This is a genomic window from Saccharopolyspora sp. NPDC045839, assembly GCF_056431645.1.
This window is the reverse complement of the sequence record NZ_JBWKKH010000023.1, coordinates 1-12,378: the sequence shown is the minus strand read 5'-3', so window position 1 is coordinate 12,378 and position 12,378 is coordinate 1. Positions and strand designations below refer to the sequence as shown.

10 protein-coding genes are annotated in these 12,378 nt (G+C 71.2%); 3 read left to right on the top strand and 7 right to left on the bottom strand.

From position 1 onward, the window contains the following. Positions 1–155: 155 nt before the first annotated feature. Positions 156–836: a helix-turn-helix transcriptional regulator gene (locus AC07EQ_RS27745; protein WP_478390806.1), complete on the bottom strand. Its 681-nt coding sequence runs from the start codon at positions 834–836 to the stop codon at positions 156–158. A 384-nt stretch (positions 837–1,220) separates the two neighbouring features. Beyond that, the gene (locus AC07EQ_RS27740) at positions 1,221–2,606 is read right to left on the bottom strand and encodes a helix-turn-helix transcriptional regulator (RefSeq protein WP_478390805.1); all 1,386 of its coding nucleotides are present in this window, start codon (positions 2,604–2,606) and stop codon (positions 1,221–1,223) included. Between the two features lie 500 nt (positions 2,607–3,106). Here AC07EQ_RS27740 and AC07EQ_RS27735 point away from each other — a divergent pair, with 500 nt between their 5' ends. Continuing rightward, positions 3,107–5,764, top strand: a complete 2,658-nt coding sequence (locus AC07EQ_RS27735) for an AAA family ATPase (RefSeq protein WP_478390804.1) — start codon at positions 3,107–3,109, stop codon at positions 5,762–5,764. Positions 5,765–5,772: 8 nt separating this feature from the next. On the opposite strand, the gene AC07EQ_RS27730 is transcribed toward AC07EQ_RS27735, so the two are convergent. The 3 genes from AC07EQ_RS27730 to AC07EQ_RS27720 form a co-directional block, all read right to left on the bottom strand. After that, complete coding sequence (locus AC07EQ_RS27730) at positions 5,773–6,882, bottom strand: sensor histidine kinase (RefSeq protein WP_478390803.1); 1,110 nt, start codon at positions 6,880–6,882, stop codon at positions 5,773–5,775. Continuing rightward, positions 6,879–7,130: a hypothetical protein gene (locus AC07EQ_RS27725; protein WP_478390802.1), complete on the bottom strand. Its 252-nt coding sequence runs from the start codon at positions 7,128–7,130 to the stop codon at positions 6,879–6,881. Before AC07EQ_RS27725 ends, AC07EQ_RS27730 begins: the two co-directional genes overlap by 4 nt. A gap of 140 nt (positions 7,131–7,270) precedes the next feature. Continuing rightward, positions 7,271–8,590, bottom strand: coding sequence for an aspartate aminotransferase family protein (locus AC07EQ_RS27720; RefSeq protein WP_478390801.1), 1,320 nt, complete (start codon positions 8,588–8,590; stop codon positions 7,271–7,273). Between the two features lie 84 nt (positions 8,591–8,674). Here AC07EQ_RS27720 and AC07EQ_RS27715 point away from each other — a divergent pair, with 84 nt between their 5' ends. Then, entirely contained in the window at positions 8,675–9,601 is a 927-nt protein-coding gene (locus AC07EQ_RS27715; protein WP_478390911.1) for a LysR family transcriptional regulator, read from the top strand. A gap of 311 nt (positions 9,602–9,912) precedes the next feature. Here the strand turns inward: AC07EQ_RS27715 and AC07EQ_RS27710 are convergent, their stop codons facing one another. After that, the gene (locus AC07EQ_RS27710; protein ID WP_478390800.1) at positions 9,913–10,638 is read right to left on the bottom strand and encodes a MerR family transcriptional regulator; all 726 of its coding nucleotides are present in this window, start codon (positions 10,636–10,638) and stop codon (positions 9,913–9,915) included. 108 nt (positions 10,639–10,746) lie between these two features. Between AC07EQ_RS27710 and AC07EQ_RS27705 the strand changes: the two genes are divergently transcribed. Next, positions 10,747–11,655, top strand: coding sequence for a lysostaphin resistance A-like protein (locus AC07EQ_RS27705; RefSeq protein ID WP_478390799.1), 909 nt, complete (start codon positions 10,747–10,749; stop codon positions 11,653–11,655). A gap of 80 nt (positions 11,656–11,735) precedes the next feature. Here AC07EQ_RS27705 and AC07EQ_RS27700 read toward each other — a convergent pair whose 3' ends face one another. Then, on the bottom strand, positions 11,736–12,203 hold the full coding sequence (locus AC07EQ_RS27700; RefSeq protein ID WP_478390798.1) for a DUF6314 family protein: 468 nt from the start codon (positions 12,201–12,203) through the stop codon (positions 11,736–11,738). Between the last annotated feature and the right edge of the window lie 175 nt (positions 12,204–12,378).

The following is a 12,378-nucleotide window of genomic DNA, read 5'->3' as shown; positions in this document are numbered from 1 at the left end:
CGCGTGCAGGCGGCCGACGTGCGCCGTGCCGTGAGATGCGTGCGCTCCCGCAACCGGAAACCGCGGTCGAGCACGGGCGCGCTCGTACGAGCGACCGCGAAAGTCGTTCTCCCGCACGGACGACGTCCGTGCGCATCGCGACATCTCCGGATCGCTCAGATCACGCCCGTCCGCACGCAGTGGGCCACCAGCTGAGGCCGGTTGCGCAGTTTGAGCCGACTCGTCATGGCGTGGATGACGTTCTTCACCGTGCGCTCCGAGTAGCAGAGCTTCTTGCCGATCTCCTCGGAATCCCAGCCTTCCGCCAGCAGCCGCAACACGCCGATCTCCCGGGAGGTGAAGCCTGCGGAGTTCAGGCCGCGCGGCTCCAGGACCTCGTGGTTGAGGTTCTCCACCTGCCGCAGCAACTCGCCCAGCAGGTTGGCCGGCAGCACACCGCCTCCCTCGGCCACGACGCGGATCGCCTCGGCCAGCCGCTCGCCCGTGGCGACACCGCGGTGCACCACCGCCACCACGCGGCACTCGACCACCCGCAGCAGCACGGTGCGCTCCAACTGCCTGGCCACCAGCACCGCGGGCGCCGCCGACTCCGAGGCAGCCTTGCTCATGCTGGCCAGGACTTCCGGGGTCACCCGGTCCGCGGCGAACACGAGCACGTCGACGTCGGCGGGAAACTCGTCCGCCGCGACGAACACGTCCGCGATGCCCAGGAGCATTCCGGTCAGCCCGGTCAAGGTGATGGGGTCCTGCGCCCACACCGCGACCCGAACCTGCTCGCCGGGCTCCCGCGCTGCCGAGTTCACCGTGTGCGTTGCCGATTCGACCTTGGTCATCATCGCGCTCTTCCTCCGACTTGCATTGCGAGCGTGCTGTTCGACGCGACGCCCGACCTTCCGCTCCGCCCCGGCGCTCTCGGCGGCACAACGCGCGAGCCACATGATTCGAGTGTCCGGCGCCGGGAGGGCCGATCGCGGCCTCGGGGCGGGCTCGCGGGAATCCCCTCACCGGGTTTCCCCGGCCGACCAGCCGAGGACCGCGCCGATCCGCTTGTCCCAAGGAGACACCGCATCTCCTGCGGCGCCGCGAACGAACATCCTTGCGGGACATGACGAATCCGCAATGCGTTGTGGGTGAAACTCATTTCGAGACAAGGAATTCGTCCGTCCACGCCAGGATCCGACCAGTTCATCAACATGGCTTCGTGTCCACTTCGGACCTGCTCAGGCCGCGGACCGCCCGCGCAGCGCGGCGCCCCGCAGGCTTCCGGCCGAGTTCGCGGCCGCCACGAGCGCCACGCGGGAGCGGCAACCGGTCTTGGCGAACAACCGGGTGAGCTGGCTCTCCACGGTCTTCTCGCTCAACCCGAGCGCCGAGCCGATCCGGCGGTTGGTGAGCCCCATGCCGATCAGCTCGACGATGCGGGACTCGGTGGCCGACCAGGGTTGGGCGGCCGGGGGCTGCGCCGGGGCCGCCGCCAGCGGCGAACCACCGGTTTCGCTGAGCAGCGCCGGTTTCGGGAACTCGGCCGCCGGGCCCGCCAGGCACCGCACCGCGGCGCGCTCCTCGGCCACCGCGGAGACCGCGAGCGCCGGGCACAGGCAGCACAGCCGCCCCCGAACATCCCCCACCAGCAAGCCGTTCTCGACGAGCCGGTCCACGGTCCGGCCGCACTCGGCGACGTTCTCGCCCAGCGCGTCCGCGACCGCAGGCAGGTCATCGATGCCGAACGCCCCGAGCCAGGCCGTCGTGGCGAGCAGCCGCGGGCCGAGGCCGCCGAGCCGCCGGGCGCGCAGCAGCAGGTCGTGGTCGTAGGGCAGGCAGATAGATGCCTGGTCGTCGAGGCGGAGGCGGTCTCCATAGGCGATGAGCCGTCCCCTGTCCCGCAGCGCCTCGACAGTCGCCAGCACCGTGCCGGGGTTGCCGTACAGCGGCCCGAGCGCCGCGCGCAGAGCCGTGTGAACGCTCTCATCCAGATCATCGCCCGCGAGGGCCTCGATGTGCTCATCGGCGAGCGGATCCAGGTCGATCACCTCGTCCGCCAGGTCGAGCAGCTCGGCGGATGCCGACGCCGCCGCGTCGTCCGGCCGGATCGACGCGACGACCAGGCAACCGGGACGGCGGGCCGCCTGCAGCAGCGGGACGGGGTCGGCGATGTCCAGCACGTCGTCGACGAGCACCGCGACGGGACCACTGCTGCTGATCCGGCCGAACACCCAGTTCAGCTCGGCGGCCACGGCGGGGAACCGCGCGGCCGGCTCCTCGGGCCGGCGCTGCTGGAACCGGGCCAGCGCGCTGATCGCGTCGACCAGCCCGCAGTCGCCGAACCGGTCGAAGTCCTGCCGGAGCGCGTCGACGACCGCGCCGACCCCGTACCGGTCGGTGCCGGATTCCGCCGCCGTCGCGCGGGATCGGCCGCGAACCTGCGCCACCCGCGTGCCCCTGGTCCGCCAGCGGCGGCCCGCCGCGTCCAGCAGTCGCGTCTTCCCGATACCGGCATCACCGCGGACGATCAGCAGGCGACCGCCGGGCGCGCTGGTCCGCAATGCGGACCGCAGCGCCGCCAGCGCGTCATCCCTGCCCTCGATCGCCATCTGTTCCCGCCCCATTGCCGTCCGTCCCCGTTCCCGGCGCCGTCGCGCCAGACTCGATGCACTTGCCGCGTCGGGGCGGACGCTAATGCCGGATGACCCGTGAACCGGGGCCTGGAAAGGCTCCTGAACGACAGAATTCAGAAATGCGCAAGGATTCCGAACCAGTGAGCGTTTTTCATCCTGGTCGGCCCGCAGCCGCGGGTCGCAAAGCCGCACGACGGTGGGGTGTCGCATGCGCCGCAGGCGCATAGCCCACCTACGGCACCGGCACCGCCGCGGGTTCACTGTGCCCACCCCTCCGGGGTTCTCCCGGCGAGGACGGCCCTGACGCCGTGTATTGGGCATACATAAGTCAGGGCACCCACAGTCCAGGGAGCCTCTGAGGTTCCGCCACCCGCACCGCCACGCACAACGAGGTTGGAAAACCTCAGCGGGTGGCTTGGCAAGAAAAGCTTAAGAATCTCCTCACGACTTGGAACTCGATGTGCCGGGGCGGGCTGGCAATACTCGGGTTCGTGCTGAACTCGCGACCGACGATCCCCACGCCCCACCGGACGATCCCGACTCTTCCCGAGATCGCGGACCGGCGGACACCCCACGCCGCCGACGCTGCCCGAGAAGCCGGGCTGGATGCCCGTTCGTCCGGCCGCGAGGAACTGATCGCCCGCGTGCTCGACGTCTGCACGGGCCGCCCGGGGCGGCCGCTGGTCGTGATCACCGGTCCGGCCGGGATCGGCCGCAGCCGGGTGCTGGCGCAGCTGCGGGCGCGGCTGTCCGAGCTGGACGTCTCCACTGCGGACGTCAGGGTTTCCGCCGGAGATCGCGATTTCCCCGGTCTCGTGGGCAGGATCGCCGACGAGCTGGGTGCGCCGCCGGTCCGCGGCGAGTCCGGCGCGGCCGCGATGCGGCGGCTGTCATCCGCCCCGATCCGGGGACGCCGGCTCGTCGTCCTCATCGACGACGCACACCGGCTCGACCCCGAATGCCTCCCCGCCGCGCTCGACGCGCTGGCCGGCGACCGGATCACGTTCGTCTGCACCGCCACCACGCCCAGCGACGGCAGCGGCGCCGACCTGGCGGCGCTGCGCTCCCGCGGCCTGGTGCACGAGGAACGGCTCCGGCCGCTGCCGGTGTCCGCAGTGGACCACATCCTCACTTCGCTGCTCGGGGCCAAACCCGCGCCGGGGCTGGCCGCCGAACTCCGCGACGCATGCCGGGGCGTGCCCGCCCTGGTGCACGCCGCCATCGAGGGCTACCTGGCGGCCGACCGGCTGCGGGTCGTCGACCGCCGGGCACACCTGATCGGCACCGGTGCGCCCCGGCTGCCGATCACCCACCCGCTGTTCGCGGCCCTGCGCGATCCGGCGACCTGGCCCGTGGCCAAGGCCCTGTCCGTGCTGCATCCGCTGGGCGCGGCGGCGCCAGCGCTGATCGCCGCGACTGCCGGGATCGGCGAAGACGAGGTCCTCGACGTCCTTCGCGAGCTGCGCGCTTCGGGAGTGGTCACGTTCCGGAGCGGGTGGCGGTTCCGCATGCCGATGCTCGCCGCGTTGCTGACCGCGTGCCTCGGCCCCTACGAGCGGAGCAGGAGCGCGCAGCTGGCCGTGACCGCGATCTGGGAACGTGCCGCGACCTGCCCCGATGACGGCTACCTGCCGGATCGGATCGTGGACGCGGGCAGGCTCGTGGATACCGAGCGGGCGGCGGCGGAGCTGCTGGCCCACGGCGAGGCCGCACCGGAGGACGCCCGCGCCGTCCGGTGGCGGTGGGCGGCGTGCGGGCTGATCGCCGATCCCGCTCGCCGCGCCGCAGCGCTGCACCGGCATTCCGTTCTCTGCGCCCAACACCAGAGGCTGGCCCCTGCCGCCGAGGCGGCCGAGGCGGCGCTGCGCGACCACCACGACTGGCTCGCGGTGGATTCCGTGCAGGAGCTGCAGATCATCGCCACCGCCGGGCTCGCGAGCACCGGGAACACGGCCGCGCTGCGAGACATCGCCGTGCTCGGATGGCACTCGGGTGGCGACGCGACCCGGCTCGTGACCCGCGCCGCCGCGCTCTGCCTGCTCAACCGCTGGTCCGAGGCGCGCGACGAACTCCTCGCCGGGTACGGCACGTGGCACGCGGGCGGCACCGGCCCGGCCGCGTTCGGGCAGGCCCTCACCGAGGCCGCTGTGGCGGTCGCGGGCGGGACGGCTCCGACTGCCGCCCCACCCGCCGTCGAAGCGGCCCGGACGCTGCTCCAGGCGCTCGGCTTGGGCTCCCCCGACGCTCCGGCCGATGGCGGGGCGGTCCGCGCCGGCCTGTCCGGGCAGTGGGACCGCTCGCTGGACCTCGCCCGGTCGGCCATCGCCACGGCGTCCCAGCACGGCGATCCGCCCGGGCAGGCCGCGATGTTCCGGGAGATGGCGACCATCCTCACCGCGCGCGGCCAGCTGAACCGGGCCCGGGCCGCCATCGAGGACGCCCGCTCCCGGCACCTGCTGCTGCCGCACCGGCTGGCCCTCCCGGAAGCGTTGCTGGACCTGACGATCGGCGCGCACCAGCAGTCGCGCGCCGTCGTCGAGCAAGCGCTCACCGCCGCCGCCGAAACCGGTGCCATCGCCGGTACCGAGGAGTTGTGGCTGCACATCGCCGAAGCGGAAGCGCGGCTCGGCAACCGGGACGCGGCGAGGCTGTGCGCGGAACGGATCGAGCGGATCGCGGACGAGCTCGGCACCGCCGAGGCCCACCAGAACCGGCTGCTCGCACGGGTATTCGTCGAAGGCGACCCCGACGCCGCGGCGGAAGCCCTGGAACTCGCGGCGGAGCGGGGCCGGCCCTTCGAGTTCGCGACCACCGTCACCGCCTTGGCCGAACGCGGGTTCACCGACCGGAAGCTCCTGCTCGCGGCGTACGAGGCTTTCGGCGAGCTCGGTGCCCTGATCCCCCGTGCGCGGCTGCGGTTGCTGATGCGGGAACGCAACGTCGCCGTCCCCGGCCGCAACGCGACGGTCGCGGAGAACGAGCGGCTGCTGGCCACCCTGATCACCGAGGGCCTGACCAATTCGCAGGTCGCCACCGTGCTGGGGACCAGCGAGAAGAGCGTGGAGGGGCGACTGACCAGGTTCTTCCAGCGCACGGGTTACCGGTCGCGCGCCGAACTCGCGACCGCGACGCTGCGCGGCTGCGCGTGACCGGCGGCTCAGCGGATCAGGGGCAGCCGGACCTCGAAGCAGCAACCGCCGGGCACGTTGCGCACCGACACGTGGCCACCGTGGGCGTGCACCAGCCCGTGCACGATGGTCAGCCCGAAACCGCCGCCCCGCTCCGCCCCGGTCTTCGCCTTGCGGCCACGCCATCCCATGTCGAAGACCGAACCGAGATCCTGCGGCGGGATCCCGCCGCACTCGTCCGACACCGACACCACCGCCCAGCCGTTCACCGCGCGGACGTCGACCACCACCGTCGTCCGCTCCGGGCTGTACCGGATCGCGTTCGACAGCAGATTGTTGAACACCCGGGTCATGGACCGGTCGTCCACCCGGACGGTGACCGGCTCGACCGACCTGGCGCGCAACCGGACCCCACGGCCGGCGGCCAGCACGTCGAGTCCGGCCGCCTCGTCGCTGACGAGATCGTCGAGGGCCACCTCGCGCGGGTTCAGGTGCAACGTCCCGGTCTGGATCTGGGAGAGCTGGAAGAGGTCGTCCACCATCGCGGTGAGGTGCTCGGTGTCCGCGCGGATCCTCCCGAGGTAGTCGTCCAGGTCGCCGACCACACCGTCCTCGATGGACTCCGCCACGGCCCGCAGCCTCGCCAGCGGGCTGCGCAGGTCGTGCGAGATCCAGGCGACCAGCTGCCGCCGGGATTGCTCGACCGCCCGTTCCCGCCGCCTGGAAACCACCAGCTTGTCGCTGGTGATCCGCAATTCCCGCGCCAGCTCGGCGAGCTCCGCGCTCGGCGGGTCCTCCGGCAGCCGGAACCGCTCGGCCACGCCGAAGGTGCGGGTGGCGTCGGCCAGCCGCCTGCTGCCCTTCATCACGGACCTGCCGAGCAGCAGGCCGATCCCGAGCGAAACCGCGCCGGCGACGAAGTTGACCAGCAGCGTCACCACCACCGGCACTTCGGCGGACTGCGTCACGAGGACGACTGTGATGGTGCTCGCGTTGGTCCCGCAGACGGTGATCACGATGACCACGATCAGCGAGTTCCCGACCGAGGACCGGCGGAGCAAGCGCAGCACCACGGCGCCGACGAGTCCCACGCCCACTGACTCGCACACCGCGATCAGCAGGATCAGCGACGGATTCACCGCAGGCCGCCCGCGGGGCCGGGCGGGCCGAACCGGTGGCCGATGACCGCCCGCGGCACGAGCTCACGAGAGCCTGAGCGTGACCGATCATCCTCGGCCGGCTCCTGCCCCGCGCCCGAAACTGCGACCGGCGGGAAGCCGGTCCGTCCCGGGCGGCCGGTGAGCACCTGAGCGACCACGAGGTCGTCCAGGATTCGCTGCCTTTCCTGGTGGGAGCGGGGATCCGCGGCGTGATCCGTCTGCGTCATGTTCCGAACCTGCTTCAGAGCGTTGATCGGTCCACACTAGTCACCGATCAACACGACCCGGAAACGCTCTTGCCGTTGTGGCAAGTTCGACCCGCAGCGGGGCGGTTCACGCACGAGGACGCCGGATCATCCGGCGGCCGTCAGCGGCCGGTCGTCTCGGCCAGCGCGGTGTCGAGGATCGCCAGGCCGCGATCGATCTCGGCATCGGTGGCGGTCAGCGGCGGCGCGATGCGGAACGTCCCGCCCATGCCGGGCAGCTGCACGATGTTCATGTGCAGCCCGAGCTCGGTGCAACGCCGGGTGACGGCGGCGCCGAGCTTGTCGGCGTCCTCGCCGCCCGGCCCGTCGACCAGCTCCAGCCCGACCAGCAGGCCGCGCCCGCGCACGTCGCCGATCACCGGATGCCGCGCGGCGAGCTCGTCCAGCCCGCCGCGCAGCCGCACGCCGAGCTCGCGGGCGCGCACGTCGAGGCGGTCGCGGCTGAGCACGTCCAGGACGGTGTTGCCGACGGCCGCCGGAAGCGGGTCGTTGACGTGCGTGGTGAAGAACAGGAATCCGCGGTCGTGGGCTTGCTGCTCGATCTCGGCGCTGGTCAACACCGCCGCGAGGGGCAGCCCGGCGCCGAGTGTCTTGGACAGGACCAGGATGTCCGGGACGACGCCGTCGCGCTCGAACGCGTACCAGTCACCGGTGCGGCACAGCCCGGTCTGGGCCTCGTCCAGGATCAGCAGCATGCCCCGCTCGCGGCACTTGTCCCGCAGCGCCGCCAGGTAGCCCGGCGGGAGGTCGATGACGCCGCCCGAGCTCAGCACGGGCTCGACCAGGCAGGCCGCGAGGCTGCCGACCGACTGGGCGTCGATCAGCTCGAAGCCGAGGTCGAGCTGCCGGCGCCAGTCCAGGTTCCCGTCGGCGTCGACGATTCCCGGCCGGAACCGGTCGGGGACCGGCAGGGCGAAGTTCCCCGGGGCGGCGGGCCCGTACCCGACCCGCCCGGCGCTGTAGGTGGCGTTCGCCGCGGCCTGGGTCATGCCGTGCCAGGACCGGGCGAACGAAACGACCTCGTGCCCGCCGGTGACGAGCTTGGCCATCCGCAGCGCGGCCTCGTTCGCTTCGGCACCGGTGGTCAGGAACATCGCCTTGTCCAGCGGCTCCGGCAACGTCCCCGCGAGCCGCTCGGCGAGGTCGAGCACCGGGCGGCTCAGCATCCCGCTGTAGAGGTGGTCGAGCCGGGCGACCTGCTCGCGAACGGTCGCGACGATCTCCGGGTGGGCGTGGCCGAGGATCGCGCTCATCTGCCCCGACGTGAAGTCGAGCAGCTCGCGCCCGTCCTCGGTGAACACCGAACTCCCCTCGGCGCGGGCGATGATCCCGGGGCTGAAGGCGCCGCGACCCGAGTAGCGGACCAGGTGGCGTTCGGGTGCGGTGTTCGCAGTGTTGTTCAACGCGGTGTCGTCCAGCATGGCCCCGACGCTACGAAGGGACGTAGCAGCGCGTCCATCACACGATTTCGACGATCCTGTTCGATGGAACTGCACAATGGTGGCATGCTCAACCCGTGGCGCCTGCGCCTGCTCGGGCTGCTCGACAGCCTCGGCACCGTCCGCGCGGTGGCCGAGACGCTGCACATGAGCCCGTCGACGGTGTCCCAACAGCTCGCCGTGCTCGAAACCGAAACGCGCAGCCGGCTCATCGAGCGGTCCGGGCGCCGGGTGCGGCTGACCCGGACCGGGATCGCCCTGGCCCGCCGGGGCCGCGAGATCCTGGACCAGATGGCCGAGGCGGAGGCCGAGCTGCGCGCCCTCAACGACGAGCCGATCGGCACCGTCCGGCTCGGGGTGTTCCAGAGCGCGATCTACACGCTCGCCGTGCCGGCGGCGGCCCGGCTGGCGGACTCGCACCCGCACCTGCACGTGGAGCTGATCGAGTCCGAGCCGCACGAGAGCGGGGCCGCGCTGCGCACCGGCGAGGTGGACGTGATCGTCACGACCACGGACTACGTCAAGTTCCCGTGGGACCGGGACCTCGAAGTCGTCCCGCTGGGGACCGACCCGGTGGTGCTGGTCCTGCCGCCGGACCATCCGCTCGCGCGACGCAGGGTGATCGACCTCGCCGCATGCGCGGAGGAGACCTGGGCGTGCGACCGGCCGGGCTCCTACATGGCGGAGCTGACCCAGCGGCTGTGCCACGAGTCCGGCTTCGAACCCCGGGTGGCCTGCCGGTTCAGCAATTGCCTGCTGCTGCTCCAGCACGTCGAGTCCGGCCGGTCGGTGGCGCTGCTGCCCGCGCTGGCAGTCCCGCCCGGCACCCCGGTCATCACCCGCGAGCTCAGCACGCCGGTGCACCGCAACGTCGCGATCGTGCGGCGCCGGGAGGCGGGGCTGCGCGCGGCCGTGGACGCCGTCGTCGAGACGCTGCTCGACCACCCGGACATCCCGGCCCTGTCCGCCCCCGGCTCCGCCGGACACCGGTAACACCCCGCCTCGGCCCTGATCCATCCGCAATTTCAATGGAAATCGGACCTTCGATTTCCATTGAAATTGCGGAAGTTGTCCACAGGCATCGGCGTGTCGTGGTGAGACACGCCGATGATCCGCAAGTTCCATTGAAATCGAATCTTCGATTTCAGTGGAAATTGCGGAAAGACAGGGCTCCTCCGTGAACTTCTGGTCCATTGTGGACGATTGGCTCGAACCCGACGAGGTCTTCGCCGATCTCGGCACGGGTGGCATCGGCCCTCGCGCTACCGCCGGCCGGGGCGATATGAGCGGCCCGGCGACGGCGGCTACTGCGCGATGCGGACGAAGGTGTCGAGCTGGGCAGCGTTCAAGTACTGCTCCAGCAGCTGGCCGATGAGCGGGGCAGCTCTCGCAGGCAGCGAAGAGCTCGTGCCGGACCGGATGGCCTGCACGTGGGTCCGCAACTCGTCCGCGACGCGCTGCCTGCGCTCGTCGGTGGCGTCCGGAGGCATTTCGGCCAGGCATCTGAGCGCATCCAGGAACTCCGTGCTCTGCGCGTGCTCGCCCACGGCCGCAAGCTCCTCGCGACGCGCACGGACGTCGGAGCCGGGCAGGTGCCCCATCAGTGTGGCGACGTCGAGGTCCAGTCTCGTCGCATCGGGCGGGAGGCGGGCGACGTCGTGCAGCCGGGTGAGGTCGCCGTGGACGTCGGCCGGGATGCCGGGGCTGCGCCCTTCCACGCGCAGGGCGCGCACGAGATCGCGTTGCGCCTTCAACCGCTCGATCTGCGAGTCGATGCCGGCTTCGACTCGCTCCAGAATCGTCGCGCTCGTGTCCGTCGACTCATCGTCCAGCATGGCCGGCACATCGACGAGGCTCACCCCGAGCTCGGCGAGATGCCGGATGCGCAGAAGCCGTACCAGGTGGACCGCGGTGTATCGCCGGTAGCCGTTCGAGGACCTGGGCGGCTCGGGGAGCAGACCGATCTGGTGGTAATGCCGAAGTGTCCGCACGGTCACACCGGCAAGATCCGCGAGTTCCTGCGACCTCATGGAAGGCCCTCCGTTCCAGCCGGCAACCTTGACTCCGACGCTACGTCGTAGTTTTTCCTCGGTCCAGACATCACGCGCGATGACGTGAGCACGGACCGAGGAGACGACATGAACCACGCACCGCCGGCCCGCGACGGCAACATCGACGAACGCGGCAAGATCCCGCAGTCGTTGTCGTACGTCCAGGCGTATCGGGACCAGCAGCAGGTGTGGCGCACGATCCTGGCGATGGTGGCCGGCCTTGGCGCGCTGCTCGCCGTGCTCTTCGTCGCCGCCGCCCCGGCCGGAACCGCGCTCGACCGCCTCCTCGGCGTGACACCGTTCGATCCGGCTGCGCCGTCGTTCACCGTCGGGTTCTGGATCGCCGGCAACCTCCTGCTCGCCGCACTGATCCCAACGGCGGGGTTGCTGCAGTGGTCGATCTACCGGCAGAAGCCTCGATGGCTGTCGTCGTCGGCAGGTGGCTTCCGGTGGCGGGTTCTCGGGCGTGCCGCTGTCGTCATCGTCCCGTTGTGGGCCGCGTACATGGTCGTTCTGCAGTTCGTCATGCCGACCGGACCGATCCGGCTGACCGCGACGACGATCGCACTCTCCGCCGTCGCGGTGATCACCGTGCCCCTTCAGTCCGCAGGTGAGGAGTACCTCTTCCGCGGCCTGCTCTCCCGCGCGATCGGTGCGCGCTTCCGCCGCCCGGCCGCCGCGTTCACCGTCGCCACTGCCGTCACCGCTGTGCTGTTCGGTGCGATCCACGGCGGCGCGAACGGCTGGACCCTCGCCTACTACATCATCTGCGGGGCGGCCCTCTCGGTGGTGGTGCAGCGCACCGGTGGCCTCGAAGTCGCCGTCCTCGTCCATGCGGTGAACAACACGATGCTGCTCGTCCCGACGATCCTGGCCGATCGCCTGGGCACTCTGTCGGCCCCCACCGGTCCGGTGCTGATCATCCCCATGGCCGTCATCGCCCTGGCCGCCGCCATCGTGTGGCGGTTGGCACCGCGGATCACCTCGCTCAACTGACGGAACCACCCGGCGGTCGATCCGGTGCCGGCCCGCCCCGCACGCGTCGATGGACGAAACACTGTGACCAGCGACCGCGGTCAGGTTTCGTCCTCGACCGACAGGCGGCGGAACGCAGTGGTGGACGTATAGCTCTTGGCCGGGCCGGTGACCGTCCACACCTGACACCAGTCATCCGGGCCGTGGATGACGACCTCGCCATGGTAAAGATCATCGCGGCAGGGATGGCGCACCGACCACCGGCCGTCGCGCAGGTCGAGATCGTGGAAGAAACCGCCGTGGTCGAAATGCACGTCGGCCAGCCCCGGGCCACGCACCCGGAAGTGCAGGACCCGGGTCGCCGGTCCCTGGTACTCCCCCATGACCAGCGTTCCACGTTCCCGGTAGACGAGCGCGTCGTCGTCAGGGGTGAAGCTCGCGACGCCGGTGAGCGTAGCCATACGCGCACCGGCGGAATCGACGATCTTCCGGTCCAGCCCCCACCGCCCGGCGAAGTAAGCGACGAGGTCGGTAACCCGGAAGCCGGTAGCGGTGCGCACGGAGTCCACACGTGCATTCTGCCGCACAGGGGCGGATCCACTTGCCGAGCCGGGTGGCCTCAGCGGCCAGGGGATTCCAATTTTGCCTAAGGGGTCGTTTCAGAATGGGGTGAGTTTGCGGGCGAGGATCATGCAGTGTCCTAGCTGGAGGAAGGCGTCGTGCATGAAGTCGTGGGCTTCCCAG